The 26,000-nt window shown below is 65.3% G+C and carries 24 protein-coding genes and 1 pseudogene; 14 read left to right on the top strand and 11 right to left on the bottom strand.

Annotated elements, in window-relative coordinates:
• Positions 1 to 49 precede the first annotated feature (49 nt).
• On the bottom strand, positions 50 to 937 hold the full coding sequence (locus A9W99_RS23170; RefSeq protein WP_371514984.1) for a class I SAM-dependent methyltransferase: 888 nt from the start codon (positions 935 to 937) through the stop codon (positions 50 to 52).
• A 121-nt stretch (positions 938 to 1,058) separates the two neighbouring features.
• On the opposite strand from A9W99_RS23170, the gene A9W99_RS23165 reads away from it, so the two are divergent.
• Complete coding sequence (locus A9W99_RS23165; RefSeq protein ID WP_082930176.1) at positions 1,059 to 2,441, top strand: PLP-dependent aminotransferase family protein; 1,383 nt, start codon at positions 1,059 to 1,061, stop codon at positions 2,439 to 2,441.
• Positions 2,442 to 2,449: 8 nt separating this feature from the next.
• Here A9W99_RS23165 and A9W99_RS23160 read toward each other — a convergent pair whose 3' ends face one another.
• Positions 2,450 to 3,838: a PPE domain-containing protein gene (locus A9W99_RS23160; protein WP_067383883.1), complete on the bottom strand. Its 1,389-nt coding sequence runs from the start codon at positions 3,836 to 3,838 to the stop codon at positions 2,450 to 2,452.
• 271 nt (positions 3,839 to 4,109) lie between these two features.
• Between A9W99_RS23160 and A9W99_RS23155 the strand changes: the two genes are divergently transcribed.
• Positions 4,110 to 4,817 carry a DUF899 family protein gene (locus A9W99_RS23155; RefSeq protein WP_067383881.1) on the top strand — a complete coding sequence of 236 codons (708 nt, stop codon included), beginning with the start codon at positions 4,110 to 4,112 and terminating at the stop codon, positions 4,815 to 4,817.
• Positions 4,818 to 4,882: 65 nt separating this feature from the next.
• On the opposite strand, the gene A9W99_RS23150 is transcribed toward A9W99_RS23155, so the two are convergent.
• On the bottom strand, positions 4,883 to 6,427 hold the full coding sequence (locus A9W99_RS23150; protein WP_067383879.1) for an FAD-dependent oxidoreductase: 1,545 nt from the start codon (positions 6,425 to 6,427) through the stop codon (positions 4,883 to 4,885).
• 59 nt (positions 6,428 to 6,486) lie between these two features.
• Positions 6,487 to 7,326, bottom strand: coding sequence for a hypothetical protein (locus tag A9W99_RS23145; protein ID WP_067384243.1), 840 nt, complete (start codon positions 7,324 to 7,326; stop codon positions 6,487 to 6,489).
• A 113-nt stretch (positions 7,327 to 7,439) separates the two neighbouring features.
• Between A9W99_RS23145 and A9W99_RS23140 the strand changes: the two genes are divergently transcribed.
• The 3 genes from A9W99_RS23140 (at position 7,440) to katG (ending at position 11,525) form a co-directional block, all read left to right on the top strand.
• Positions 7,440 to 8,714 (top strand): Ig-like domain-containing protein, encoded by a 1,275-nt coding sequence (locus tag A9W99_RS23140; RefSeq protein ID WP_067383876.1) that lies wholly within the window; start codon positions 7,440 to 7,442, stop codon positions 8,712 to 8,714.
• Positions 8,715 to 8,785: 71 nt separating this feature from the next.
• Entirely contained in the window at positions 8,786 to 9,235 is a 450-nt protein-coding gene (locus A9W99_RS23135; RefSeq protein ID WP_067383874.1) for a Fur family transcriptional regulator, read from the top strand.
• A 37-nt stretch (positions 9,236 to 9,272) separates the two neighbouring features.
• Positions 9,273 to 11,525 (top strand): catalase/peroxidase HPI, encoded by a 2,253-nt coding sequence (katG, locus tag A9W99_RS23130; RefSeq protein WP_067383868.1) that lies wholly within the window; start codon positions 9,273 to 9,275, stop codon positions 11,523 to 11,525.
• A gap of 58 nt (positions 11,526 to 11,583) precedes the next feature.
• Here katG and A9W99_RS23125 read toward each other — a convergent pair whose 3' ends face one another.
• The gene (locus tag A9W99_RS23125; RefSeq protein WP_067383865.1) at positions 11,584 to 12,354 is read right to left on the bottom strand and encodes a glycerophosphodiester phosphodiesterase family protein; all 771 of its coding nucleotides are present in this window, start codon (positions 12,352 to 12,354) and stop codon (positions 11,584 to 11,586) included.
• A gap of 311 nt (positions 12,355 to 12,665) precedes the next feature.
• Positions 12,666 to 12,830, bottom strand: a pseudogene (locus tag A9W99_RS27455) (carboxymuconolactone decarboxylase family protein); the annotation flags it as partial.
• A gap of 218 nt (positions 12,831 to 13,048) precedes the next feature.
• Here A9W99_RS27455 and A9W99_RS23115 point away from each other — a divergent pair.
• The gene (locus tag A9W99_RS23115; protein WP_253870296.1) at positions 13,049 to 13,318 is read left to right on the top strand and encodes a helix-turn-helix domain-containing protein; all 270 of its coding nucleotides are present in this window, start codon (positions 13,049 to 13,051) and stop codon (positions 13,316 to 13,318) included.
• Between the two features lie 131 nt (positions 13,319 to 13,449).
• Here the strand turns inward: A9W99_RS23115 and A9W99_RS23110 are convergent, their stop codons facing one another.
• A complete protein-coding gene (locus A9W99_RS23110) occupies positions 13,450 to 14,241 on the bottom strand; it encodes a DUF1906 domain-containing protein (RefSeq protein WP_067383860.1) in 792 nt (263 codons plus the stop codon).
• Positions 14,242 to 14,363: 122 nt separating this feature from the next.
• On the opposite strand from A9W99_RS23110, the gene A9W99_RS23105 reads away from it, so the two are divergent.
• On the top strand, positions 14,364 to 15,059 hold the full coding sequence (locus tag A9W99_RS23105; RefSeq protein WP_067384240.1) for a cutinase family protein: 696 nt from the start codon (positions 14,364 to 14,366) through the stop codon (positions 15,057 to 15,059).
• Between the two features lie 3 nt (positions 15,060 to 15,062).
• Here A9W99_RS23105 and A9W99_RS26280 read toward each other — a convergent pair whose 3' ends face one another.
• On the bottom strand, positions 15,063 to 15,317 hold the full coding sequence (locus A9W99_RS26280) for a hypothetical protein (protein WP_082930158.1): 255 nt from the start codon (positions 15,315 to 15,317) through the stop codon (positions 15,063 to 15,065).
• 551 nt (positions 15,318 to 15,868) lie between these two features.
• A complete protein-coding gene (locus A9W99_RS26720) occupies positions 15,869 to 16,045 on the bottom strand; it encodes a hypothetical protein (protein WP_156623252.1) in 177 nt (58 codons plus the stop codon).
• Between A9W99_RS26720 and A9W99_RS23100 the strand changes: the two genes are divergently transcribed.
• The 4 genes from A9W99_RS23100 (at position 16,044) to A9W99_RS23085 (ending at position 20,655) form a co-directional block, all read left to right on the top strand.
• Positions 16,044 to 17,057, top strand: coding sequence for an NADP-dependent oxidoreductase (locus tag A9W99_RS23100; RefSeq protein ID WP_067383859.1), 1,014 nt, complete (start codon positions 16,044 to 16,046; stop codon positions 17,055 to 17,057). The genes A9W99_RS26720 and A9W99_RS23100 overlap by 2 nt on opposite strands.
• A gap of 28 nt (positions 17,058 to 17,085) precedes the next feature.
• Positions 17,086 to 18,543 (top strand): amino acid permease, encoded by a 1,458-nt coding sequence (locus A9W99_RS23095; RefSeq protein ID WP_067383857.1) that lies wholly within the window; start codon positions 17,086 to 17,088, stop codon positions 18,541 to 18,543.
• Positions 18,544 to 18,619: 76 nt separating this feature from the next.
• Complete coding sequence (locus A9W99_RS23090) at positions 18,620 to 19,642, top strand: Gfo/Idh/MocA family protein (protein ID WP_216639750.1); 1,023 nt, start codon at positions 18,620 to 18,622, stop codon at positions 19,640 to 19,642.
• Positions 19,639 to 20,655, top strand: coding sequence for a Gfo/Idh/MocA family protein (locus A9W99_RS23085; RefSeq protein WP_067383854.1), 1,017 nt, complete (start codon positions 19,639 to 19,641; stop codon positions 20,653 to 20,655). The genes A9W99_RS23090 and A9W99_RS23085 overlap by 4 nt, the downstream gene beginning before the upstream one ends.
• Here the strand turns inward: A9W99_RS23085 and A9W99_RS23080 are convergent.
• Positions 20,601 to 21,959 carry an acyltransferase gene (locus A9W99_RS23080; protein ID WP_067383852.1) on the bottom strand — a complete coding sequence of 453 codons (1,359 nt, stop codon included), beginning with the start codon at positions 21,957 to 21,959 and terminating at the stop codon, positions 20,601 to 20,603. The genes A9W99_RS23085 and A9W99_RS23080 overlap by 55 nt on opposite strands.
• Before the next feature lie 173 nt (positions 21,960 to 22,132).
• On the opposite strand from A9W99_RS23080, the gene A9W99_RS23075 reads away from it, so the two are divergent.
• Entirely contained in the window at positions 22,133 to 22,387 is a 255-nt protein-coding gene (locus tag A9W99_RS23075) for a hypothetical protein (RefSeq protein ID WP_067383849.1), read from the top strand.
• Between the two features lie 68 nt (positions 22,388 to 22,455).
• Here A9W99_RS23075 and A9W99_RS23070 read toward each other — a convergent pair whose 3' ends face one another.
• The gene (locus A9W99_RS23070; protein WP_067384238.1) at positions 22,456 to 23,496 is read right to left on the bottom strand and encodes a M48 family metallopeptidase; all 1,041 of its coding nucleotides are present in this window, start codon (positions 23,494 to 23,496) and stop codon (positions 22,456 to 22,458) included.
• 158 nt (positions 23,497 to 23,654) lie between these two features.
• Here A9W99_RS23070 and A9W99_RS23065 point away from each other — a divergent pair, with 158 nt between their 5' ends.
• Both A9W99_RS23065 and A9W99_RS23060 read left to right on the top strand, forming a co-directional pair.
• Entirely contained in the window at positions 23,655 to 25,109 is a 1,455-nt protein-coding gene (locus tag A9W99_RS23065) for an aldehyde dehydrogenase (RefSeq protein ID WP_067383846.1), read from the top strand.
• Between the two features lie 48 nt (positions 25,110 to 25,157).
• The gene (locus A9W99_RS23060) at positions 25,158 to 25,991 is read left to right on the top strand and encodes a family 16 glycosylhydrolase (protein WP_067383843.1); all 834 of its coding nucleotides are present in this window, start codon (positions 25,158 to 25,160) and stop codon (positions 25,989 to 25,991) included.
• Positions 25,992 to 26,000 lie beyond the last annotated feature (9 nt).

The following is a 26,000-nucleotide window of genomic DNA, read 5'->3' as shown; positions in this document are numbered from 1 at the left end:
GCGGGATCCCGGAATCCACCGATTCGTCGCCGTGGGTCGAGCCGTACCGTCATACACGTCGCGCCGAGGCGACTGTCAGCCAGTCGTCGGCGGCCAATCCACTGTGGTTCCCGGGGTCATAACGCCTCAACAGCGCGGAGACGCTCAAGTGCTCGTCACGCTGAAAACCGTGGGCGGCGAGCATCTGATTCAGGCCGGCCGCCGTGAAGTCGCTGCGGTACGGTTCTCCGCGCCGGGCCACCACACGGGCAACGCGGCGCGCACTTCGCCACTCTGTGCGCGCGGCGACGACGCCGGCGCAGATGTAGTCGACGACCAGACGACTGCCCGGCGCACAGATCTTTGCGATGTCGTGCAGCGTCGCGTCGATGGCGACACCGGTGAGATACGGAGTGACCCCCAGCCAGATGATCAGGCTTCGCCGGGCAGCGTCGAATCCGCTCGCAAGCAATCGCTCTCGTAGTACATCTCGTTCGAAATCGCATGGCACCCAGACTGTTTCGGAATCGCGCGAGGTCGGCAATAGCCGCTCGACCACGGGGCGTTTGTGGGCCTGGGTGGTGGGCGCGTCGACCTCGAAGACCCGCACCGGCGCGCCGGCACGTCGCAGGCTGGTGGTGTCGAAGCCGGCGCCGAGCAGCACGAGTTGGTCGATGCCCGCGCGGATCGCGGCCTCGCATGCATCGTCGGCGTAACGCACCCGAAGCGCGATGTGGGCGTGCAGTCCGCCCCATACCCAGTCGATGAGGCGAAGTGCGGCATCGGCCGAACGTGGATGAGCCAGCATGGCCCGCAACGCCGGATGGTCGACGAAGTATCGCGAGTACGGATCGTCGAGGAGGCGACGGCCCGGCGGCCGCAACGTCTCTGCGGCGCGTTGGGCCGCATTGAATTGGGCGGTGAAACTTGCCGTGCGGTCAATTCGCCGGTCGGCCAGCTCAACCATTCACACAACTCCTTTGTCGCAGCAACCGTGACGGCTTCGACGCTACGAAAAGATCGGTTCATCGGTAATGTCCAATTCCATGCCGGATTTGTGGACCAGTGCGATCGGCGGAATCGACCTGCACCTCGACCTGCCGATTGGACGAGGCCGACGCTCGGCGCTCGAAGGTGCTTTGCGCCAAGCCATTCGCGACGGACGGCTCGCCCCCGGTGAAGTGTTGCCGTCCTCGCGGGCACTGGCCGAGCAGCTCGGGCTCGCGCGCGGAACGGTCGTCGAGGTGTATGCGCAACTGGCGGCCGAGGGCTATCTGCGAACCAGGCCCGGCGCGGCCACCGAAGTGGCTCATGGGCGGCACGCCCCTACCCGACTCACCGCCGAAGGCGCGAGTACGCGTGCCGTCGCCGATTTTCGCCTCGGTCGTCCCGACCTCAGCATGTTTCCCCGCACGGAATGGCTGCGCGCGATGCGACGAGCGCTGCAAGTCACGGCGCACGCCGAACTCGGCCCGGCAGATCCACGCGGGTCGCCACGCCTGCGCGCAGTACTGGCCGGCTACCTGGGTCGAGTACGTGGAGTGCTCACCACGAGCGAGCACATCGTGATCTGCAGTGGTTACACGCAGGGACTGCGGTTGGTGTGTGACGCGCTCGCCGCCGGCGGCGCCCGATCGATCGCGTGCGAGAACCCCTGTCTTCCCGATCACCGCGCAATCGCGGCCGCCAGCGGACTCGCCGTCGTCCCGATGGATGTCGACCGCAACGGTGCCCGGCCGGAAGAAATGCCCCAATCTGTCGCGGCGGCCGTCCTCACCCCAGCGCACCAAGCTCCGTTGGGCGCGACGCTTGACGCCGCGAGGCGCACCGAATTCGCCCAGATCGCCACCGCCCGCGGCGTCTATCTCGTCGAAGACGATTACGACGGGGAGTTCCGCTATGACCGGCATCCCGTCGGTGCATTGCAGGGACTCGCGCCCGAGCACGTCATCTATGCGGGCAGCGCCAGCAAGAGCCTGGCCCCCGGTCTGCGGCTGGGCTGGCTGGCGTTGCCCACCGAGCTCGTCGACGCGGTGATCGAAGCCAAACGCCGAGCCGATCGCGGCACCGACGTCCTGGCGCAGCTGGCGTTCGCCGAGTTGATCGAATCGGGTGCTCTCGACCGGCACATTCGGCGGATGCGGCGCCGCTACCGGGATCGCCGCGACGCGCTCGTCGATACCCTCGCTCGCTGTGCGCCCGCGGTGTCGATCCAGGGAATCGCCGCCGGCCTGCACGCCGTCATCTCGCTACCCCAAGACATTTCGGAGGCCGACGTGCTCGCCGTCGCGCATCGCCGCAGAGTCGCCGTCACCGGGTTAGCCCCCTTCTGGCATGCACCAGGTCACCGTAAAGGGGGAATCGTCGTCGGCTACGGGACGCCACTGGGACACGAATACCCCACGGCCCTCGAACACCTCGGTGATCTCATGCGTGCCGCGACAAGCACGGGACGCCCCTAGTGCGAGATTCAGTGCGGTAGCAGGCGCTTCTTCTGCTCGTTGAATTCCTCGTCGGTGAGGATGCCCGCGTCGCGCAACGAGGCCAATTCACGTAGTTCGGCGGCGATGCTGGTAATCGGGCCGCCCGGAGGGCTGTGTGGCGTCGCCTCCCGAGGTTCCTTGGGTTCACTTGACGTCGCCGGCTCGCGAGTGTCCGCCGGCTCCCCGGGCTTGGACACTGCTGCCCCGACCCGCTCCCGGCGACCGGGGACACCGGCGCCGCCGGTGCCGGCCATCGCCCGTCCTGCCATGCTCGCGACCGCCATCTGGCCGAACAGGCTGCCGACGCCGTCTCCCGAAAGTTCCGCGGCCGCACCGGCGCTCGCGGCCGGCAACGCCAGCGCGGCGGGGCGTATCTCGGGCGCCGCCGTAGCCCAGCCCTTCGGCACCGACAAGCCGCTGATCGACTTCGCCTCTCCCATGTTGGCCGCGAACATCGAGCCCGGGTTGGTAACCACCGGAAACGTCGTCGGCGGCGCCGCCGCGGTGCCTGGCCACGGCTCGAGCCCCGCCCAACCGCTGACGATGTCGTCGGTGTGGACACCGACGTAGTAACCGCCGACGTCAAAGGGAAGAGCTACCGTGCCGACGGCAAGTCCCGCCGCACCTATCTCCGGGTCGGCGAAAACTCCGCTCAGGTTCGCCAGCACCGCCAGTACGTCCAGCGGTCCCAGGGGCGCGGCGGGTGCAGCGGCCGGGGCGGCGAGGCTGTTCAAGGCGCTGGGCACCGCGGAAAACGACTGCTGCACCGACGAGACTGCGCTCTGCGCCTTACCCGCGGAGGTGCTCAGTGCCTGGGCGACCGCTCTGGATTGGCCCGTCTGACCGTCCAGTTTGGTGTTGGAAGGCGGTTCGCTGAACGGCGTCAGGGACGCCGCCGACGCCGACGAACCCGCATAGCCGTACATCGCCCCGGCATCCTGCGCCCACATCTCGGCGTACTGCGCCTCGGTAGCCGCGATCGCCGGAGTGTTCTGTCCCAAGATGTTCGTCGCCACCAGATTCATCAGCAGGGTGCGATTCGCCGCGATCACGGGCGGCGGCACTGTTTCCGCGAAGGCCGTCTCGTAGGCGACGGCAGCCGCCCCGGCCTGGGTGGCCGTCTGCTCGGCCTGCGCCGCAGCGGCCTGCGCCCAGGCGACGTAGGGGTACGCAGCCGCGGCCATAGCCGCTGACGAAGGACCCAGCCACGGCCCCGCGGTGAGCGTGGCGATCACGGACTGATACGCGCTTGCCGTCGAATGCAGCTCGGCGGCTAACGTTTCCCAGGCCGCCGCGGCAGCCAGCATCGGTCCCGAACCGGGACCCACATACATCCGGCCGGAGTTGATCTCGGGCGGCAGTAACGCGAAGTCCATCTCGCTTCCTCCGATCGACTCAGGGCCCCCAACGGCGCGGCTTCGACGACCGCTTACCCGCGGCGCTGTGACGAGCGGGCCAGCAAAACCGTCCTATTCCTTTGAATGCGGTATGTCATGGCGGTTAACGCTTGACAAACGCGGCGCCAGCCAACTGTACAAGCCTTTGCCGCGGAAACGTGAATCTGGTGCTGGGTCGGCCGGCGATGAGTTTCGGACTCGCCGGGAGTCACACCTTTCGAACGGGACAGTCGAAAGTAAAGGTGGATCCATGTCCGTGGAGCACGCAACAGCCTTGCCGCCAGTGGTCGATCACGCGACCTGGCGCGCCGCGCTCGACGAGCTGCGGAAACGAGAAAAAGCGGTCACCCGCGAATTGGATGCGATCGCGGCGCAGCGGCGTCGGCTGCCCATGGTCGAGCTGCCCGACTACACCCTGATCGGTCCCGACGGACCCATCCGTCTGGTCGACGTCTTCGACGGCCACTCGCAACTGATCGTCTACCACCACATGTGGACCGACGGCGCGGAGTGGCAGTGCGGCGGCTGCACGGGCTTCACCTCGCAGTTCACCCGCTTGGAGTTCCTCGACAACTACGACGCCCGCTTCGTCGTCGTCACCAACGGGCCTATTGAAGAAGCCCTTGCCTACCGGCGCAAGGTCGGCAACCGGATGCAGTGGTACTCGTCGTCGCAAAGCCCGTTCTCCGCCGACATGGACGCGCCGCCCGGCGGCGGGTTTGCCGTCAACGTGTTCCTGCGCGACGGCGACACGGTGTACCGCACATGGCACACGACGGGGCGCGGCACCGAGCAGCTCAGTCACTCATTTGGGCTCATCGACATACTGCCATGGGGTCGCCAGGAGGAATGGCAGGATTCGCCTGAAGGGTGGCCATCGCGGCCGACATACTCGGGATGGCTCGATTCGCCCGACATTGCCGCTGCATACGGCCCCACGGACAAGGACAACACATGACCGCGAGCAGCGAACGTTACGTCGCAACCCGCACCTGACCACGGCGGCGATCGACGAGCAATCGCCTATCGCATCGCGCCGGCTGGTCTGTCGGAAGGCTGGCTCGCGGTGAGATCCCGCGTCGCCGGCCCTTCCAACAGCGTGCCGTCCGGCGCGAACCGCGACCCGTGCAATGGGCATTCCCAGGCCTTGTCGGCGTCGTTCCAGTTCACGATCCCGCCCAGATGCGGGCACACCGGCGAAACACGGTGCTCGGTGCCGTCGACCCGGCACCTGGCTTCCAGGTGCCACGGCGGTCCGCTCACCACCCCGCCCTCGTCCCGCTGCGGGCTGCGCCGGCCGGTGCGAATTGCCGGGGTGATCCAGCCTTTGGTCAGGTTGAATCCGACCTCGAGGTTGGCCTGCACGGCCGTTGTGAGACCCGACAACTCGTGCGGGCTCCAACTGGCGAACGCGCGGGACCAGTCCATCCGTCCGCCTAATATGCGGCTGGACAGCGCCAGCGCCGCGGCGGCGCCGTTCGTCATGCCCCATTTATTGAATCCTGTTGCTACAAAGATACTTTCGTTGCCCGGCAAGATCGGTCCGACATAGGGCAGCTGGTCGATCGGGGTGTAGTCCTGGGCCGACCAAAAGTGGGTCTGCATTGCCCCGGGGTAATGCTTGCGCGCCCACGACGCCAGCTCGTCCAGCGCCTTGGACGGGCTCTTCTCGCGGCCCACGGTGTGGCCGGCGCCGCCGACGAGCAGCCGCTCGCCATCGCCGAACGGCGCGTAGCGCACCGAGCGGGTCGGCGAGTCGGTGGAGATCATCATCGGTCTGGTGATGCTGCCTTCGGGCACCTTGAAGGCGAAGCAATACGAGCGGCTGGGCTTCACGCGGGCGAAATAACCGCCCCGGTCGAGGATCGGGATACCAGTGGCCAAGACGATCTGCGACGCCTCGATCTCGATCTCTTGCCGGGCAGGTGTATTGACCTGGGCGCGAAGCGTTTTCCCCTTGCTCGACACCCGGCGCACCCGGGCGTGCTCGACCAGCCGTCCGCCCCGCTTGATCAACTCGACGGCCAACGAGTCCAGGAAGGGCATGGGGTCGAACTGCGCTTGGTCGGGCAGCCGCACCCCGCCGTGGTACGGGAAGGGCACGTCGGCATCGTCTTCCCAGGTGACCGGCAGGCCGACGGCCTGGCACGCCGCCAGTTCGGCGCGCGCCGACAACACGCCCTTGCTCGACTGTGCGTAGGTGTAGGCATCCTCGCGCTGCACCGCCACGCCGTGGGTCTCGCAGTGGTCGAGCACCCATTGTTGACCCTCGCGATTGCCTTCCACGTAAGCGCGGGCCGTGCCGATGCCGTGTCTGGGCAGGATCTTCGACATATGGCTGCCCTGCAACAAGCTGATCTTCGCGGTGGTGTTTCCGGTGGCGCAGGAGCCGACGGTGCGCGCCTCCAGCACCAGAACGTCCTTGCCTGCCCGCGCCAGCAACACCGCGGTAATTAGCCCGGTGATTCCGGCGCCGACGACAACGACCTGGGCGGATCGGGGTCCTTCGTCGATCTGGTTTGCGGTCCAAGGTGGTTCGGGTCGATCGGCAAGCCATAGAGAAGTCACTGCTGGCTAGTACCCCAGCGGGTCACCGGGAAACGTGACCGACAACCAGATACGTCCGCTCACCCCCGCCTCAGCTGCGCTTTCGCCTCTTTCAACGACTCCGCGGCGGCCCGACTGTTTTGTCGTGCCTTGTCGTAGCGCTGTTCGGCGCTTTTCAATTCGCGCTCCGCCTTCCGCAGGCTCGCCAGTGCGTCGTCCCGGCGCCGCTGAGCGGCAGTGCATTCGGCTTCCCGCTCGGACAGTTCGTCGTCCGCCTGCGCCTTGGCGCGCTCGGCCGCGGCTACGGCGGCTGTCAGCTTCTGCAGCTGCCTTTGCGCTGCCTCTGCTTTACGGTCGTGCAGCGGCTCGCCCTGCTTCGGCCGGGGCGGCCTGTCCGGGGCTGTCGCCTTCGGTGCCTTCGTACGTTCGCGAGTGGATTTCGCCACCGGCGCCGCATCGCCGAACGTGCCGAAACCCGACCACCGCTCGGGCTTGCTCAATCGGCCAAGGCGGTCCCTGACCTCGGGGTCGGCGATTGCGGCCTGCAGTGTGCCGGTCAGGTCGTCGCGCACGGCTGCCGAGGGGCTTTTCATGCCGGCCTCCTCGAATGCGGCCCGAGTGAGTTTGTTGATCAGCCGGTGCTGCTCGGCGGACAGGTCCCGGATGGCATCGCCGTCCATCGACGCGTGCGCCGCGCGCAATCGTTCGCCGAGGTCGGCCAGCTGCTCTTTGGTGTCCTTGCGTTGCAGCGCCAGCCGGTTGACCAGCCAGGCCGCCGTGGTGGGCTTGCGCGCCCCAGAGATTCGTCTGGCAGCCTCGGTGTCACCGCGACCCTTCGCCGCGGCGGCCAACTCCGTGCGCCGCGCCGTGAAAGCATCCGGCGGTTCCGAATAAAGACTGTCGAGTTCGTTGTCGGCCATGACGCCATGATCGCGCGCTCGCCGCTGCCTTGGTGTGAGGAACGGCTCGGTTTCAGCGCGAACGTCCCTGGCTATCTGATGCACAACAACGAGCCCGAGGATGTTGCGTTTCAATGTCGCTCAACAAAAGTGTTCAGGTGATCCGGCGCCGATTTGGTACCGTCTGGCCGCGCCGGTTGCTGCTCTGCGCCCTCGTCGTCATCGGTGTACTGGGCGCTGTCCAGATCGCCTCCTTGCCGCGTTGCGCGGACGGCCACTGCGTCGGCAATTCTTCGCAACCCGAAGCGGCGCGAGTGGCGATCACGCCCGGCCCCAATGCGCGCAACGTCGACCCGGTGGCGCAGGTCGCGGTGAAGGCGGACGCCGGAACACTGGTCGGTGTCCGCATGGTCAATGACGTCGGCAAGACGATCGAGGGCGTCATGACCCCGGACAACACCTTCTGGAAACCCACCGTCCCCTTGGGCTATGGGCGCACCTACACGCTGACCGTCACCAGCCGTGGCTCCAATGGTATTGCGTCAACCCAAGTCTCGTCGTTCTCGACGTTGCAGCCGTCCAATCAGACAAAGGTCTCGTTCACCACCACGTCGGAGGCGGCGCTGCGCGAGGGCGAGACTTACGGCGTCGGAACAGTGGTCGTCGCGCACTTCGACGAGCAGATCGCCGACCGCCCTGCCGCCGAGCGACAGCTGGTGGTGACCACCAACCCGGCGGTGCAAGGGTCGTGGTTCTGGGTCGACGACCAGAACGCCCACTGGCGCCCAGAGCACTATTACGCACCGGGCACGGCGGTCACCGCGGAAGCCAAAATCTACGGAATCTCGTTGGGGAATGGGCTATTCGGGCAAGAGGACAGCCGCGTGTCGTTCCGGATCGGCGACGCGCACATATCGATCGCCGACGACGCCACCAAGATGGTGAGCGTCTTCAACAACGGCGCACTGGTCCGCACCATGCCCACGTCGATGGGCATGGGCGGCACCGAAACGATCGGTGGGCGGACGTTGTCGTTCTGGACGCCGCCGGGCATCTATACGGTCCTGGACAAGGGCAACCCGGTGATCATGGATTCGTCGACATTCGGGCTGCCCAAGAACTCCCGCCTCGGGTATCGCGAGACCATCAACTACGCCACCCGGATCAGCATCGACGGCATTTATCTGCACCAACTCGACGCGACGGTGTGGGCGCAGGGCCACACCGACACCTCGCACGGATGCCTGAACCTCAACGGCGACAACGCGAAATGGTTCTACGACTTTTCGGTTCCGGGTGACGTGGTCGAGGTCCGCAATAGCGGTGGACCACCGTTGCAGCTTGCGCAGAACGGCGACTGGACACTCACCTGGGATCAATGGCGCCAAGGTAGCGCGTTGCAGCGCTGACGGCGCGCGGACTCTGCGCAGGCGCTCCACAAAGTCTTGACTCATTCCAGAAAAGCGCGCATATTGGTGGGGTGTCCTCAACGGATTACGCAGAGCATCTGCGATCGGCTGATCTGCGTGTGACCCGGCCCAGGCTCGCCGTGCTAGAAGCTGTGAACGCCCATCCACATGCCGACACCGAGACCATCTTCTCGGCGGTGCGGATCGGCCTGCCCGATGTCTCCCGCCAGGCCGTCTACGACGTGCTCAATGCGCTGACGGCGGTGGGCCTGGTCCGGCGGATTCAGCCATCGGGCCTGGTTGCCCGGTACGAATCCCGGGTCGGCGACAACCATCACCACTTGGTATGCCGGTCCTGCGGAGTCATCGCCGACATCGACTGCGCTGTCGGCGAAGCGCCGTGCTTGACCCCGGCGGACACCGACGACGTCCTGGATGGTTTCGTTCTCGACGAAGCCGAAGTCATCTACTGGGGCATGTGCCCCGACTGTTCGAATGCCGTTTCCCGATCACAGCCGTGATCAAAGTCTGAATCACCCAACCCTCGGAAGGAATGCTGTGTCATCTGATACGTCCGACAGCCGCCCGCCATATCCAGACACCGGGACGGCGACCAGGAGCGAGAGCGAAAACCCGGTAATCGAATCGCCCAAACCGAAAGCCCATGCGCCGCTGACGAACCGGGACTGGTGGCCCGACCAGGTCGACGTTTCGACGCTGCACCCGCACCCGCCGCAGGGCAATCCGCTCGGCGAGGACTTCGACTATGCCGCGGAGTTCGCGAAGCTGGACCTCGACGCTCTCAAGGCGGACATGATCTCGCTGATGACCACCTCGCAGGACTGGTGGCCGGCCGACTACGGCCACTACGGCGGTCTGTTCATCCGGATGAGCTGGCACGCCGCCGGCACCTACCGCATCCACGACGGCCGCGGCGGCGGCGGGCAGGGCCTGCAGCGGTTCGCCCCGCTCAACAGCTGGCCGGACAATGCCAGTCTGGATAAGGCGCGCCGGCTGCTGTGGCCGATCAAGAAGAAGTACGGCAACAAGATCTCGTGGGCGGACCTGATCGTCTACGCCGGCAACGTCGCGCTGGAGTCGATGGGATTCAGGACGTTTGGCTTCGCCTTCGGCCGCGAGGACGTCTGGGAGCCCGAGGAGATTATCTGGGGAGAAGAGGAGGAGTGGCTGGGCACCGACAAGCGCTACTCCGGCAAGCGGGACCTCGCGGCGCCTTACGGTGCGACCACCATGGGTCTGATTTACGTCAACCCGGAGGGACCCGAAGGCCAGCCGGATCCTGTTGCAGCCGCGGTGGACATCCGTGAAACGTTCGGCCGGATGGCGATGAACGACGAGGAGACCGCCGCGCTCATCGTCGGTGGGCACAGCTTCGGCAAGACCCACGGTGCCGGCGACGGCGACTTGGTGGGTCCCGAGCCGGAGGGCGCTCCGATCGAGCAACAGGGACTCGGCTGGAAGAGCTCCTTCGGTAGCGGCGCCGGGAAGGACGCCATTACCAGCGGCCTGGAGGTGGTCTGGACGCCCACCCCCACCAAGTGGGACAACAGCTTCCTGGAGACGCTGTACGGCTACGAGTGGGAGCTGACCAAGAGCCCCGCCGGAGCCTGGCAGTTCACCGCGAAGGACGGCGCCGGAGCGGGCACGATTCCCGATCCGTTCGGCGGGCCGGGCCGCGCTCCCACGATGCTGGTCACCGACATCTCATTGCGTGAGGACCCGGTCTACGGCCCGATCACACGGCGTTGGCTGGACCACCCGGAGGAGCTTGCCGAGGCATTCGCGAAAGCCTGGTACAAGCTGCTGCACCGCGACATGGGACCGGTCTCCCGCTACCTGGGGCCATGGGTTCCCGAGCCGCAGCTGTGGCAGGACCCCGTTCCCGCCGTGGACCACGAGTTGGTCGACGAGCAGGATGTTGCCAGCCTGAAGAGCAAGGTGCTCGAATCGGGCTTGTCCGTTCCCCAGCTGGTCAAGACGGCATGGGCCGCAGCGGGCAGCTTCCGCAGAACCGACAAGCGCGGTGGCGCCAATGGGGCGCGCGTGCGCCTTGAGCCCCAACGGAATTGGGAGGTCAACGAGCCGTCCGAGCTGGACAAGGTACTGCCCGTGCTGGAGCGGATCCAGCAGGAGTTCAACAACTCGGCTTCTTCTGGTGACAAGGGCGGCAAGAAGATCTCGCTGGCCGACCTGATCGTGCTGGCCGGTTCCGCGGCGGTGGAGAAGGCCGCCAAGGATGCGGGCTATGAGATCACGGTGCACTTCGCGCCCGGGCGTACCGACGCCTCGCAGGAGAGCACCGATGTCGAGTCGTTCGCGGTTCTCGAACCGCGCGCTGACGGGTTCCGCAATTACGCGCGGGCCGGCGAGAAGGCGCCGCTGGAGCAGTTGCTGGTGGAGCGGGCCTACCTCCTCGGTGTGACGGCTCCGGAGCTCACCGTGCTGGTCGGCGGTCTGCGTGCGCTCGGCGCCAATCACGGTGGCAGCAAGCACGGGGTGTTCACCGACCGGATCGGGGCGTTGACCAACGAGTTCTTCGTCAATCTGCTCGACATGAACACCGAGTGGAAGGCGTCGGAGACCGCGGAGAACGTCTACGAGGGTCACGATCGTGCCTCGGGCGCGCGCAAGTGGACCGCGACCGCGAACGACCTTGTGTTCGGCTCGAATTCGGTGCTGCGCGCACTTGCCGAGGTCTACGCGCAGGACGACAACAAGGGGAAGTTCGTCGAGGACTTCGTCGCGGCCTGGGTCAAGGTCATGAACAACGACCGGTTCGACCTGAAGTAGAACCCGATCGTGCGACACCCCGCGGACGCCGGCCCGCGGGGTGTCGTGCATTAGGGCGTTACGGCTGCCACCACTGCCCGCGCGCGATGAGGACATCGCGCAGCAGGTCCGCGCGATCGGTGATGATGCCGTCCACGCCGATGTCGAGGAGGGCATGCATGACAACTGGGTCGTCGACCGTCCACGCATGCACCTGGCGACCCGAATCATGAAGTGCCCGAACCAATCCCGGCGTGATGATGGGTATGCGACCAAGCCTTGGCGGCAGCTGAACGCAGTCGCTGTCGCGTAACACGCGCCACGCATACGCACGGCTGGCAGGTGTTCTCGCCGCCGGCAACGCCAGCAGCGCTCCCCTGCCTGCCGAACTGGCGACCCGTTTGGACAGCAGCCGCAGCGCATGCCTGCGACGCCGATCGGAAAAGGAGGTGACCAGCACTCGGTCGTGCGCGTTCAGGTGTTCGATCGCGGCGACGGTCGGCTCGACGGCGGACGCCGCCTTGATGTCGATATTGATCCGCATGTGCGGCATGGTGGCAAGGAGTTCTTCCAAGGTGGGAATGCGTTCCGCTGCACCTAAATTGGCTTTGCGGACGTCGCGCCAGTCCAATTGGTCGACGGCGCCTGGCACTCCGGTCCCCCGCCCGAGCATGCGGTCGTGCAGGATCACCGCAACGCCGTCGCGGGTTGCACGAACGTCCGTCTCGATGTAGCGGTATCCGAGTTTCGCCGCCTCGCGGAACGCCCCCAAACTGTTCTTCGGGAATTTGAACGAGGTAAATCCTTGGTGCGCCATGGCAATTCGTCCGGTTCCTCTAAGAAACTCCACGACGTCGTCGTCATAGCCGCCCACCGGATAAGTATCACGCGGCAGGAAAAGTGCGGGCCCCGTTTTCCCAGCGGCAGGCGTAGCGAATTCACCAGATAGCTGACCATTCGATAGGTACCGGCGAGCATGAGTAGCTCCAAGATCGCCTCGTCGCTGTGGTAGGCGCTCAACTGCGCCCAGAGGTCGTCGTCGATGGTGCAGGTGCGGTGCAGACTGTCGCAGAGCCGGATCAGCACGCGATCCGCGTCGTCCCAGCAGGCATCCTCTGGAGCCCCGGTCGTCAACGAGGTGATCTGGTCCTCGGTGAGGCCTGCCTTGGCTGCGAAGGCGCTGACGTGCACTCCCCACTCGTACTCCGCGCCACACGTCGCGGTAACGCGGTCGATGACGATTTCGCGCTGACGAATTGTCAGATGTCCCCGGTCGAGCAGGCCCGAATTGAAGAACTTGAAGAACAACCGGCGATCGCGGGCCATGGTGGTAAATAACGCCAGCGGAGGGTTGCCCCGCATGATGATGTCGATGGCCTGCTGGACGTCGTTGGGCAGAGGCTGCGGCGCGGGTGCGACCCGAGCGCTATGGTTTTTATAGCGTGGCATGCTGGCACTCTACGCTCGGATGCTACAAAATGTGAAGCATGCCAACGCCGCGAATCGGGTCGCCAGTAAGGGGATCAACCTCTGGGCGCCCGATCATGGTCGCTCTCGATGCACTGAGCCGGCGTGGCGCACTGAGGGTGCTGTGGGAATTGCGCGAGGATCCGTTGACCTTTCGCGCCCTTCAGGCGGCCTCAGAGATGAATCCTGGGTCGTTGAACACCCGTCTGAGGGAACTGCGCGAACTGCACATCGTGGCCCACTCGAACGGCGGGTATCGGCTGACCAGTCATGGGCGCTCGCTGATGGCGGCGCTGACACCGCTGCAAGCGTGGGCGGACGGCTGGGCGCAAGAAGCGGAAGGCTAAGTGCCTAGATGGCTGCATTCCGCGTGAAACCGATGACGGCCGCGCATGGCGAAGCCGTGTTGGTCATTTAGGACGGCATCGACAGCGAAGACGCCATCTTGAAGCCCCAGCGGCTCTTGCAGCTGTTTGCGCTACCGGTTCAGCCCCCACTGCCCGAAATCGGGCGCCAGCACGTCATCGACGTCCACGGTTATCCCACCCAGGACCGGACCGTTGATGATCCCCTGGTAGAGCACCGCGGTGGGCTCGCGTTCCCCGTTCGACCAGCTTCTCGTCTGCCATGCCCATCGGTGCCCAGCGGTGGTCGAGTGTCCGATCACGCCGTCTCGAACCGCCCATCCGCAGGCATGGGCATGACCATAGATGCCGGTGCGCTCCACGCCCATTGCCGAGTTGATGCCCCGAAACCAGTTGACGGCAACGTTGTTCCAGGTGTCGAGGTCGATATTGTCGTCGACGCTGAAGAAGATCGGCGCCGAACTAGGACCTCCGGCTGCGGTGTGCAGGGTCGTCGCGGTGTGAGCGTCCGCTACACCGCCGTCGTAGCCGCGGGTGAAATCCGAGGGTGCCGACCAGCCGGGTTTTCCGTACTGGAAATTGCTGACGATATGAAGGCCAGCCGCGCGCAGTGCGTTGGCGTATTCGCTGGTGAGGGGCTTTGCCTCGAAATTCGCACCGGGCCGCGATTCGGATACGTAATTCACGACCCCGTCATAGCCTGCCGACTTGATCTCGTCGGGCGGGATCCTTCGCTCCGCGAAATCGATCAATCTCATATTGGCGGCCGAAGCCTTCGGCTCTTGCAATGTCGCGGCCAGCGGTCCCAGGCTCATCAGAGTCGGAACGGAAAGCGAATATTTGAGTACGTCGCGTCTGGAAACGGATCGCGTTCCCCCGTTTCCACGGGCAGCACAATGGTGCATCGCGAGATGGTAACAAAGTCGGCCAGCAGCCACGAGGCGCTTTCTCCGGCTCCGGTCGCCGCCCGGTGCCAAATCCTTTGGGTCGCTCAGCGACCGCGGCGCAACCGCTCTACCATCTTGCTGTGCGCATTCTGCTTGCCCGTAAATCAGTCGTCGTTGGCCTGGTGCCGGCTGTCATCGCCATCGCGTTGGCGTTCACCGCCGCAGTGTTGCCGCCCGGCGTGCCCGGTGCGGCGCCCGCCGCCGCGGCCGCGAATTGTCCACAGGTGCAGGTGGTTTTCGCCCGCGGCCGAAAGGAATCCGCGGGTCCCGGCGTATTGGGCAACGCATTTATCAACGCGCTCAGCTCGAAGGTCGGGGGCAGGAGCTTCGGCTCGTACGCCGTGCGATACCCCGCCGATACCGAGGTCGACATCGGAGCCAACGACATGAGCCAGCACGTCCAGTACATGATCAATAACTGCCCGGACACTCGGTTGGTGTTGGGTGGCTACTCGTTGGGTGCGGCCGTCACCGACGTGGTACTCGCGGTGCCGATCTCCGCGCTGGGTTTCGACAATCCGCTGCCGGCGGGCGCCGATCAGCACATTGCTGCGGTCGCGTTGTTCGGCAATGGCAGTCAATGGGTGGGTCCGATCACCAACTTCAACCCGATCTACAACGACCGGACCATTGAGCTGTGCCACGGCGCGGATCCCGTCTGCAACCCGGCCGACCCGAACACCTGGAAGGACAACTGGCCGCAACATCTCGCCAGCGCCTACATCCAGTCCGGGATGGCCAATCAGGCAGCTGATTTCGTCGCAGGCAAGCTCTGAGCGCTAGATCCGGTAGAAGCGGCGCCGCGGCGGAGCGCTGCGCAGGAGTAGCAGCGGCTCGAGCCTGCCGTGGGCCAAAAAGCTCCGCTGCAGCCGTCGGGCGGTCACCAGCACCAGCAGGCTGATCGCGCGCCTTCCCAGTGCCATCCGGCTCGTTCGTTGTTTCCAGGTTGGAGGTGTCGAGCCGACGCGACGGCCCAACTGGTAGCCGATGCACAGTGCGGTGACCAATGCGGAAGCAACCGCAAGCGCTGTCATGAAATTGAGCGTCCTTGGTCGCTGTCGCGGGAAGGTCACGAGCCAGCCACACCTTCGCTAATAAGAGCCCACGGCCGAGTCGCGAAGTTGTCCCCCGACATCGGCGACAAGTCGGGTCGCTCGCTTGGGCGCCGCGGCCCGATTAAATGTGTCGGTCCGGTAATCGGTTACGACGGAATCAAATTGGGCAGCTGCAATCAGCGATTTGTGCTGACGCTGTCCACCGCGACCAAATGGCGACGGCCAGGCCGGCGTTTTGCAGATGTAGCGCATCCCGATGCCACGGATAGCCGTTGCGAATCGCCGCCGTGTGCCGCGGCAGCCCGCTGCTTGGCCAGAAATGATGGATGGCGGCGCATGGCTTCCATCCGCGCGGCTTCACGCCGGTGAGCTGCAGCCCAAGCCGGATGGGACTTGAGGAAAACTACCGTTGCACCTGATTCGTTTGCCACGATCGCCAACTCCCTCGAAATGCATTCCGCCGCGGTGTTACGCGGCATCAATCCCAGACAATCCCACGACAATGTGTGTTCTGAGTGGTTTGATCCTGATCAATGATGCCCAGGTGAACCTGTGACCAAACCTTTGCGATCCTGAGATTTGGCCGTGAATTCGGGGTAAATACGGTCGGCGAGCAGACGCAAAAGCCCCGAAAACCGCCGGTTTTCAGGGTGGTTTTGCGTCTGCTCGCCCACTTGGGCCAGCCGGGTCCGGTAACGTTCGCTCATGCCCGATCGAAACCGTCGCTTCTTGCTCCGCGAGCGCCCCTCGGGACGCATCGGTCCCAACACCTTCGAACTCAGCGAGGAGGCGGTTCCCGAGATCAGCGACGGCGAGGCGCTGGTTCGCGTCGATTGGATTTCGCTTGATCCGACCAACCGCATGTGGATCAACGACACACCGACATACCTGCCTCCGGTTGGTATCGGCGAGGTGATGCGCGCCGGTGGGATCGGTGAGGTCGTCGTGTCGAAGAACCCCAATTACCCAGTGGGCCAGATCGTGCAAGGCCTGGTCGGCTGGCAGGAGTACGTAGTCGCTTCTGACACAGTGCCTTTGCTTCCGGTCGATGTTGCCGAAGGCGTCTCACCGAGCGCCTACATGGGTGCGCTCGGGATGACCGGGCTCACCGCATGGATCGGGATCCGCGACATCGGCAAGCCGAAGCCGGGCGAGACGGTGGTGGTGTCGGCCGCGGCGGGCGCCGTCGGCTCGGTCGCGGGCCAGCTCGCCAAGGCCGACGGCGCGCGCGTGGTCGGGATTGCCGGGGGCCCGGAGAAGTGTGCGCTGCTGACCGAACAGCTCGGCTTCGACGCGGCCGTCGACCATCGCGCCGACGACTGGGCCGCCCAACTGGCCGCCGCTACCCCCGACGGCATCGACGTCGACTTCGAGAATGTCGGCGGGGCCATCATGGACGCGATCTTCGCGCGCCTCAACATCGGTGCGCGCGTCGCGCTCTGCGGGCTGATCTCCGGCTACAACGCGGAAGATCCGCCGCCGGGGCCACGCGCGTTCGGGAACCTGCTCATTCAGCGTGCGACGGTGCAAGGCTTCATCGTCCTCGACCACTTCGGTCGCGCACCGGAGGCGATCGGCGAGATCGCGGGCCTGATCACCCAAGGCAAGCTCACTCCGCTCGAGACCGTCATCGAGGGCTTCGAGCAGCTACCGACGGCGATCAACATGCTGTTCGACGGCAAAAACGTCGGCAAGCTCATGGTGAAGACGTCCGGGTAGGCCGGTACGGTCTAGACGGATTGTCGCCATGGCGGCCGCTCGATCGCTGATAACCGACGATGCTGTCCCGCACCTGCATCGCGACCTTTCCAACCGCCAGATCCAGCTGATCGCGATCGGCGGAACGATCGGCACCGGTCTGTTCCTGGGGTCCGGACGGACAATCTCCCACTCCGGCCCGGCCGTGCTGCTGGTGTACGGGATCATCGGGTTCTTCGTGTTCTTCGTGCTGCGCGCGATGGGCGAGCTGTTGTTGTCCAACTTGAACTACAAGTCCTTCGTCGACTTCGCGGCCGACCTGCTGGGACCGATGGCCGGTTTCTTCACGGGCTGGTCGTACTGGTTCGCGTGGATCGTCACCGGTATCGCGGAAATCGTTGCGATCACCGGCTATTCGAAATTCTGGTGGCCCGGCCTGCCGCCCTGGTTACCTGCCCTGGTGACGGTCGGGCTGGTGCTGCTGTTCAATTTGTTCAGCGTGCGCAACTTCGGGGAGATCGAGTTCTGGTTCGCCTTGATCAAGCTCGCGGCCATCTTGGGCCTCATCGCCGTCGGAGCGATCCTGCTTGCCACCAATTTCGTTTCGCCACAAGGTCATCGCGCGACGATCGAGAACCTCTGGAACGACGGCGGGTTCTTCCCCACCGGGTTCATGGGCGTGGTCAGTGGCTTCCAGATCGCGTTCTTCGCATTCGTCGGTGTCGAGCTTGTCGGCACCGCCGCGGCCGAGACGGCCAGCCCCCGCCGCACACTGCCGCGGGCGATCAATGCCGTGCCGCTGCGGGTGGCGATCTTTTACATCGGTGCGCTACTTGCGATCCTTGCCGTCGTCCCCTGGCGGCAGTTCGCGAGTGGGGAGTCGCCGTTCGTGACGATGTTCTCACTGGCCGGGCTCGGCGCCGCGGCGTCGGTGGTCAACTTCGTGGTGATCACCTCGGCCGCCTCGTCGGCGAACTCCGGCGTATTCTCCACCGGCCGAATGCTTTTCGGCCTGGCGGACGAAGGCAGCGCTCCGGCGCATTTCCGCCGGCTCAACCGCGGCGGCGTGCCGGCACTCGCCCTGCTCGTCACGGCTGCCCTGCTGCTGACCTCGATACCGCTGCTCTACCTGCAGGGTTCGGTAATGAGCGCGTTCACCCTGCTGACCACCGTTTCGTCGCTGTTGTTCATGTTCGTCTGGGCGATGATCGTGGTCAGCTACCTGGTCTATCGCCGGCGCCACCGGCAACGTCACGCCGCGTCGATCTACCGGATGCCTGCGGGCGTGCCGATGTGTTGGGCGGTCCTGGTTTTCTTCGCGTTCGTCATCTGGACGTTGTGCACCGAAAGGGATACCGCGATCGCGCTGGCATGGTTTCCGTTGTGGTTCGTCGTTCTGGCGGCCGGCTGGCTGATCGTGCGGCGGCGGCCCGGCCGCGCGGAGCAATATCGCCTGTTCCAGGCCGAGATGAACGGTGATCACCACTCGCAACGTCCGGCAGAATGATGACCCGTGACTGACACCGGCGGACCACGAAGCGGCGTCATCGGCGTGGGCATGGTCGGCTCGGTCCACGCCCGCGGTGCACTGGGCCGGCGACGAACTGGCCGCCGTCGCCGCAAGCAATCCGGAACGCAGCCGAGATGCCTGCGAACGGCTCAACGCGGGACGGGCCGCGACTGCCGAAGAGATCGTCCACGCCGACGACATCGACGTCGTACACGTGTGCACACCCAACCATCTACACCGTGACGTGGTGCTGGCGGCATTGGCAGCGGGGAAGCATGTGGTTTGCGAAAAGCCTTTGACCACAAGTCTTGCCGATACTCGGGAGCTCGCCGAGGCGGCCGCTCGAACCGCTCGGGTCACCGCGGTGCCGTTCGTGTATCGCTCGTATGCATCCGTGCGTGAGGCGCGGGAGCGGATCGGCCAGATATCTCCGTGGCTGATGCACGGCGGCTATCTGCAGGATTTCAAGGCGCTGGCCCAGGCCGGCGGATGGCGTTCCGACCCTGCCCGAGCGGGGGTATCGCTGACGTTCGGTGACATCGGCTCGCACTGGTGCGACTTGATGGAATTCGTTACCGGACAACGCATCACATCTGTGAATGCGGCGCAAGCCTCGACCGGTCCGGAGAACCGGCAGGACGGCGTGATCGTCTTGTTCCACACCGATCACAACGCTGTAGGCAGTCTCATCGTCAGCCAGTCCTCGCCGGGCCGTAAGAACAAGCTGTACTTCTCATTTGACGGCAGGGCGAACTCGGTGATGTTCGACCAGGAGCATCCCGACGAGCTGGTGATTGGTGGGCTGCGCGCGAACACTGTCGTCATTCGGGACGCTGGCGCGCTCTCGCCTGCTGCCGCGCGCTACTCCGTACTGCCGGGCGGGCACCCCCAGGGGTATCAGGACTGTTTCAACCTGTTCATGGCGGACGTCTATCAAGCGGTCCGCACCGGACAAGTGCCCGATGGATTACCTACTTTCGTTGACGGGCTGCGCGCGGCGCAGATCGACGCGGCGGTGTCGGCGTCGATAGCCAGTGGCGATTGGGTACAGGTGCCGGAGATGACGCCGGCAGGCAGTTCCAAGGCGGCGCGATGACCACCTACCCCGCGATTCGCCTGGCTGTGATCGGGCTCGGCGGTATGGGGCGATTCCACCTCGATACGTTTCTGACCTTGGCACCGTGGGTGCAGGTGTGTGCGATCGCCGACCCATACCGTCCGTTCGTCGACCAATGCCGGGCCGTGGCGCCCGGCGCGGCGACGTTCGACGACCCGATCAAATGCCTGGACTCCGGTGGCGTCGACGCCGCCCTGGTGGCGACGGCGGATGCGACGCACCATGACATCGTCCGCGCCTGCATCGACCGCAGAATCCCGGTGCTGTGCGAAAAGCCTTTGACCACTTCGCCGGAACACTCGCTGGACCTCGTGCGCGCCGAGCAGGAGTATGGCAGCAGGCTGGTCCAGGTCGGTTTCATGCGACGGTGTGACGCGGGCTATCGGCAGCTGAAGCGCACTCTGGCGACCGGTCAGGCCGGCACGCCCATGCTGGTGCAGCATCGGAATCACAACCCTTCGGGCGCAATTGATTTCGACGTCACACAGCTGATCGCCAGCTCGGCGTCCCATGACATCGATGTCTTTCGCTGGCTCTCCGAAGAAGAAGTTGCCGAGGCATCCTGTGCCGTCAAGCACAGCCCTGACGGTGCGGCCGTCACCATCCTGCTGAACCTGCGTTCGGTCTCCGGCATTTTGGGGCTCTCCGAGATAGGACGCGGTCCCGGGTTGCGGTACGAGATCGGCTGCGACGTCGTCGCGAGCGCCGGGTCGATCAGTTTGGGGGTGCCGACCCAACTTACCCGGGCCGTCGAAGGAGCCGGCGCAGCCACCTTCCTCCCAGACGACTGGATCGCCCGCTTCGGTGCCGCCTATCGTGCTCAAGACGTCGACTGGGCGGCGTCCTTGGCGCGTAACACGTTCACCGGACCCTCGGCCTACGACGGGTACGCCAACAATGCGGTGGTGCATGCCGCACTGCAGTCGCTCGGAACGGGTCAAAGCGTCGTTGTCGAACAGGCCCCGCCAAGTTCACCGCGCACCGGCCGCTGAGAGCGCTCTCTCGCGGCCAGTGCCCGCGCGGTCACCAGCGCGGTCGTCATCACGGCGACGCAGACGAGTCCGTCGTCCTTGAGGCCCCACTTCACCGCCGCCAGCGTCGCCGCCCCGGCTATGCACAGCAGCGCGCCGACCGCGGCGCCCCGCCAAGCCGAGGTGACGGTGCCAACGCCGTCCCATCCCGGCAGCGGGTTGTTTTCCAGGGGCCGCAGCGCCGCGAACAGCAACGCCACGATGCCGGCCATGATGAAAAGCTGCTCGATGCTGATACCCACGAAGTCCTGCCGGCCGGGATAGCGGGGACGTCCGAAGCCGTCGAAAAGCAGGTGTACGCCCAGCAGTGCCGGCATATGCCAGAGGTACAGCGTCATCGCGCCGGAGTTGCCGATCGCGGTCCACCACCACACGCGCGGACGCTGCGCCCATCGGCCGATCGCCGGGGCCGCCGCGATGGCCAGCGCGCTCGAGATGACCGCGTGCCCGGCCAGCAGCAGCGACGGTGGGCTCATGTTGGGAAGACGTTGGCCCTCGATGCCCACCAAACTCAGTTCGTAAGGGCCCCAATGCAGCAGCGCGACGTTGACAGCGAACAGTGCCGCAGCCGTGCCGAGCGCGGCGCGCCCGGTGAGTAACCGGCGCCGGTAGGCGACACCGAACATGGCGGGGATCAGCCAAACCGCGAGGTTGAGATAACCCAGCGGTGCCGCCGCGGCCCAGTGCAACCGCACGGCATCGATGACTGCGATGCCCCCGTAAACCGCCGCTACCCCCACCGCGAAGCGCGTGGCGGTGCTGATTCGCCACATCACCGGCATCGCGGCCAGCACCAGCACATAGGCGCCGAGAAACCACAGCAGCTGAATGCTGATGCCGGCGATGGGCTCGTAAACATGTTGGGGCAGAACGGGATACAGCAAGGTCAGGGCGATCGCCCAAAACCCCAAATAGTAGAACGCCGGGCGAAAGAGCCTGGTGCAGCGCTTAATCAACCAACCGCCCCAGTTGGTGCCGGGTCGCCAGGACGACACACAGACGGCAGCGCCGGCGAAGAAGAACAGCGGCATGATCTGGAAAACCCAAGTCAGCGCCTGAAACAGGGTCGACGTGGTGAGCAGGTTGTCCCAGATGAACACGTCGTTGCGGATGATGCTGATCGCCATCACAGTGTGGCCGAACACCACACCGAGCAGGCCGGTGATGCGGATGACGTCGATGGCTCGGTCGCGGTCGGCCGGGGTGCGGGCGTTCAGGTCGGCGGGGCTGGGAAAGCCCGTGTGAGGTGTCTGTTGTGTGGTCACCCGGACAGCATCACCGCTCGGACGGCACCAAAGCCTGCGTAGTTCTACCTGTTCAGCTGCGTAGCGCTACTCGATCTACTCCGCTTTTTGGGATCGGTAGCTGACAGCGGGCTCTGTACTGGCAACAACGACGACGCCAACGAGGCGACGCCAACCAAAGGGAGAAAGCCAACATGAAAATATTGCCCGCCAGCATCGAAGACCAGATCAACCGCGTCGACCGCCAGCGCAGCCTGTACATCGGAATCAGTTCCGCCGTCCTCGCGGCATGGAGCATCTTCCGGCTGCTCTGGCTGGTCTACATAGCGATGACCTTCGGCACGTTCTTCGGAGCACTGGTTTTCCAGTTCGCACTGTGGAGCGTCATCGGTGCCGCCGCGGTGGTCTCGGCCGTCGGCTTCCTGACCCGGTACAACCGGGGAACTTAACTGGTGTCGAGCAGACGCAAAATCGCCCAAAACCCCCCGTTTTGAGGCGTTTTTGCGTCTGCTCGCGCCTACGTGTTACGCCACTCGGTGATCTTGCGGCCCAACGAATCTGCGGCGTGCGTTGCGGCCCGTCCCACGCCGTCGACGAAGCCGCCGAGGCCGTCGCGGATGCCTTTGATCAGCGGATCCTCGGACTGGTCGAAGCCATCCTTGTAGTGGCGGGCGGCCTCGCCGAGGTCGTCGGAGAATTTAGCTTTGTCGTCGTCTTCACGACGCGGGTAGTCGCCCGACATCACCTTTCCGTAGCCGCCGGTGTCCACCCACTTGGTCAAGGCGGCGGCCCGCAGCACCGAAAATGGGTGAGACTGCAACTCCAGGTTGAGTAGCTTGAGCACCCCGTCGCGCATGTCGCCGGCCCGGTCGTATTCGGCGGCCTGGGCCAAGAATGCCTCCGAGTCGAGCTTGTCCAGCCGGCTTCCGCCGGCCAGCTTCATCTCCACCCGGATCGCGGTGTCCAGATCCTGGCCACACAGCAGGCCGGCGCGGTCTCCTGACAGCTCGGATTTTCGTTGCCACTCCAGCAGAGCGGCGACGATCGCGCGGAGGGCCCAGCCGCCGATGGGCATGAAGCCGAACGACCGCGCCAGCCGCATCAGATGCATCATCATCGTGCGGTACACGGCATGACCGGACAGCGCATGTCCGAGCTCGTGGCCGACCACAAACCGCATCTCGTCGTGGGTCATCAGGTCGTACAGCCCCGAGGTGATCACGATGAACGGTTTGTCCATGCCGAGGGTGTAGGCGTTGGCGTCCGGTGACTGGATGACGTAGAGCTCGGGCTTGGCCGGCGCGTCCAGCACGTCTACGCACTCGTCGAGCAGCGCGTCGACGTCGGCGAACTGGCGCGGCCCGACGCGTGCCGCACTGGCCAGGTACAGCAGCCGATGCTGGCGTTCCCGCATCATCCCGGACATCAGCTTGAGTATCTGGTCGAAGCCTTTGAGCCGGCGCAGCGCGGACAGCGCGGTCCGGTCGGCGGGATGTTCCCACGCGCGTGAACTGATCCCCGGGAACAGCGTGCGGGTGGTGGCTGGTGGCGCAGACATGGCTCGGTCCATTCAGTCGTCAGGTCTTCAGCATAGGTCGGCCCGTCGGGTGGATACCGCACCAAAAACCGGCTGCAGACGAGCCTTGACCGCGCGACCCGCACAATGCTAAGCAAGTGCTCAGCATTCCCAATAGAGCAGTCAGGAAGGGATCGACGGTGACGTTGCAGACGGTTTTGGACGAGATTCGCAAGCGCCCAGGCGCCGGAGACGTCATCCCGGTCATCGATCCCGCCACGGAAGAGCCGATCACCGAATTCACCGACTGTGGCGCCGAAGCCGTCGACGACGCGGTCGCGCGGGCCAGGGCCTCGTTCGAGTCGGGCGTGTGGGCCGGGCTGCCGGGACGCGAGCGGGCCAAGGTCATGTGGCGCATCGCGGACCTGATCGATCAGCACGCCGACGAGCTCGCTCAGCTTGATTCACTCAACACCGGCATGCCGTTGATGCAGGCGCAACTCAACGTGCCCACCTGCTCGGAGTTCTTCCGTTACTACGCCGGCTGGTGCAGCAAGATCCGCGGCGACGCATACGACGTCAAGACCAGCGGCATCGCGTCGGACACGTATGTGGACATGCACGCCTACACCTTGAAGGAACCGTACGGTGTGGTGGGGCTGATCTTCCCGTGGAACGGTCCGATCTTCAACGCGAGCGCAAAGCTCGCGCCGGCGCTCGCGGCGGGGTGCAGTAGCGTCGTCAAACCCGCCGAGGAAACGCCGCTTTCGGCTGTGCTGCTGGAAAAGATCATCGCCGAAGCCGGCGTCCCGGAAGGCGTCGTCAACCTCCTGACCGGTTACGGCCACACCGCCGGTGCGGCGATCACCGCCCATCCCGGCGTCGAGAAGGTCGCCTTCACCGGGTCGACCGACGTAGGCAAGGAAATCGTGCGGGCGTCGGCGGGCAACCTGAAGAAGGTCATGCTCGAACTCGGCGGCAAATCGCCGGTGCTGATCTACGACGACGCCGATCTGCGCAAGGCCATACCCATGGCCGCGATGGGTATCTTTGTCCACTCCGGTCAGGGCTGCGTGTGTGGTTCGCGTGTCTTCGTGCAGCGCGGTGTGTACGACCAGGTGGTGGAAGGCATTGCGCTGATGGCCAATTCGATCAAGCTGGGTGGTCCGCAGGAAGAGGGCTGCGTCAGCGGCCCGCTGATCAGCGCCAAGCAGCTCACCCGAGTCATGGGTTTCATCGACGAAGGCAAGAACGAAGGCGCCGAGGTGGTCACCGGCGGACACCGGCTCGACCGCAAGGGCTACTTCGTACACCCGACGGTGCTCACCAATGTCGACCGCGGCATGCGGCTATATCAGCAGGAGATCTTCGGGCCCGTCGTCACCGTATTGCCGTTCGACGACGACGACGAAGCCGTGGCCATGGCCAACGACACCACCTACGGGCTGGCCGCCACCGCCTGGACGAACAACCTGAGCCGCGCGCACCGGCTGGCGAAGCGGCTGGACGCCGGAACCGTCACGCTGAACTGTCAGTTGGTGTTCGACCACGCGGTGCCTTTCGGGGGCTACAAACAGTCCGGCTGGGGTCATGAGTTCGGCTGGGAGGGCGTGGACGCCTACCTGAAAACCAAGTCGGTGTGGGCCCAGCTCTGAGTTCGCGTTTTCACGCCGTACGGTCCCGGCTGCTATGGTGCTTTGCTTATGCCTGAGATGGATCGTCGCAACATGATGTTGATGACGGGCTTCGCGGCGCTGACGGCCGCGATCCCGCTCCCCCAGGCAGCTGCTGACCGGGGGCGCCAGCCGCCGGCACCCGCCGCGCCACCCAGCGGGCAATCGGGGCCCTACATCTTCCAGGACGAGTTCGACGGGCCGGCCGGCTCGGCTCCTGATTCGTCGAAGTGGATCGTGGCCCGAGCCCGCGAGACGATGAAGGATCCGACGTACTGGGAGCTCCCCGAGCACGTCGGGCAGTACCGCGACGATCGCCAGAACGTCTTCCTCGACGGCAAGTCCAACCTGGTCCTGCGTGCGGCGAAAGATGGCCCCACCTACTACGGCGGCAAGATTCAAAGCCCGTGGCGGGGCGGCGTCGGCCACACCTGGGAAGCCCGCATCAAATTCGACTGCCTGACCGCCGGTTGCTGGCCGGCCTGGTGGTTGGGCAACGATGACCGCGGCGAAATCGACATCATCGAGTGGTACGGCAACGGCAGCTGGCCCTCGGCAACCACGGTCCATGCGAAATCCAACGGTGGCGAATGGAAGACCCACAACGTCGCGCTGGACAGTGCTTGGCACACCTGGCGCTGCCAGTGGGACCAGGCAGGTATCCGCTTTTGGAAGGACTACTCCGACGGCGCGGCGCCCTACTTCGACGTGCCGGCAAGTGCGCTGCCGGATTGGCCGTTCAACGACCCGGGCTACACCGCATTTCCGGTGCTGAATCTTGCGGTTGCCGGTTCGGGCGGCGGTGACCCCGGGCCGGGCAGCTATCCCGCGCAGATGTTGGTCGACTATGTCCGCGTTTGGTAATCCTTCTCC

Origin of the sequence: Mycobacterium sp. 1164966.3 (assembly GCF_001665395.1) — a bacterium.
Lineage (GTDB): Bacteria > Actinomycetota > Actinomycetes > Mycobacteriales > Mycobacteriaceae > Mycobacterium.
This window is presented reverse-complemented; position numbering and strand designations above follow the sequence as displayed.

Excerpts from the sequence above, each read along its gene's own strand:
- A9W99_RS23110 (WP_067383860.1), bottom strand. The coding sequence starts at position 14,241 with ATGCACCATTGTGCTGCCCGTGGAAACGGGGGAACGCGATCCGTTTCC.
- A9W99_RS23060 (WP_067383843.1), top strand. The coding sequence starts at position 25,158 with ATGCCTGAGATGGATCGTCGCAACATGATGTTGATGACGGGCTTCGCG.
- A9W99_RS23095 (WP_067383857.1), top strand. The coding sequence starts at position 17,086 with ATGGCGGCCGCTCGATCGCTGATAACCGACGATGCTGTCCCGCACCTG.
- A9W99_RS23085 (WP_067383854.1), top strand. The coding sequence starts at position 19,639 with ATGACCACCTACCCCGCGATTCGCCTGGCTGTGATCGGGCTCGGCGGT.
- A9W99_RS23140 (WP_067383876.1), top strand. The coding sequence starts at position 7,440 with ATGTCGCTCAACAAAAGTGTTCAGGTGATCCGGCGCCGATTTGGTACC.
- A9W99_RS23160 (WP_067383883.1), bottom strand. The coding sequence starts at position 3,838 with ATGGACTTCGCGTTACTGCCGCCCGAGATCAACTCCGGCCGGATGTAT.
- A9W99_RS26720 (WP_156623252.1), bottom strand. The coding sequence starts at position 16,045 with ATGAGCGAACGTTACCGGACCCGGCTGGCCCAAGTGGGCGAGCAGACG.
- A9W99_RS23145 (WP_067384243.1), bottom strand. The coding sequence starts at position 7,326 with ATGGCCGACAACGAACTCGACAGTCTTTATTCGGAACCGCCGGATGCT.
- A9W99_RS23155 (WP_067383881.1), top strand. The coding sequence starts at position 4,110 with ATGTCCGTGGAGCACGCAACAGCCTTGCCGCCAGTGGTCGATCACGCG.
- A9W99_RS23075 (WP_067383849.1), top strand. The coding sequence starts at position 22,133 with ATGAAAATATTGCCCGCCAGCATCGAAGACCAGATCAACCGCGTCGAC.
- A9W99_RS23070 (WP_067384238.1), bottom strand. The coding sequence starts at position 23,496 with ATGTCTGCGCCACCAGCCACCACCCGCACGCTGTTCCCGGGGATCAGT.
- A9W99_RS23100 (WP_067383859.1), top strand. The coding sequence starts at position 16,044 with ATGCCCGATCGAAACCGTCGCTTCTTGCTCCGCGAGCGCCCCTCGGGA.
- A9W99_RS26280 (WP_082930158.1), bottom strand. The coding sequence starts at position 15,317 with ATGACAGCGCTTGCGGTTGCTTCCGCATTGGTCACCGCACTGTGCATC.
- A9W99_RS23115 (WP_253870296.1), top strand. The coding sequence starts at position 13,049 with ATGGTCGCTCTCGATGCACTGAGCCGGCGTGGCGCACTGAGGGTGCTG.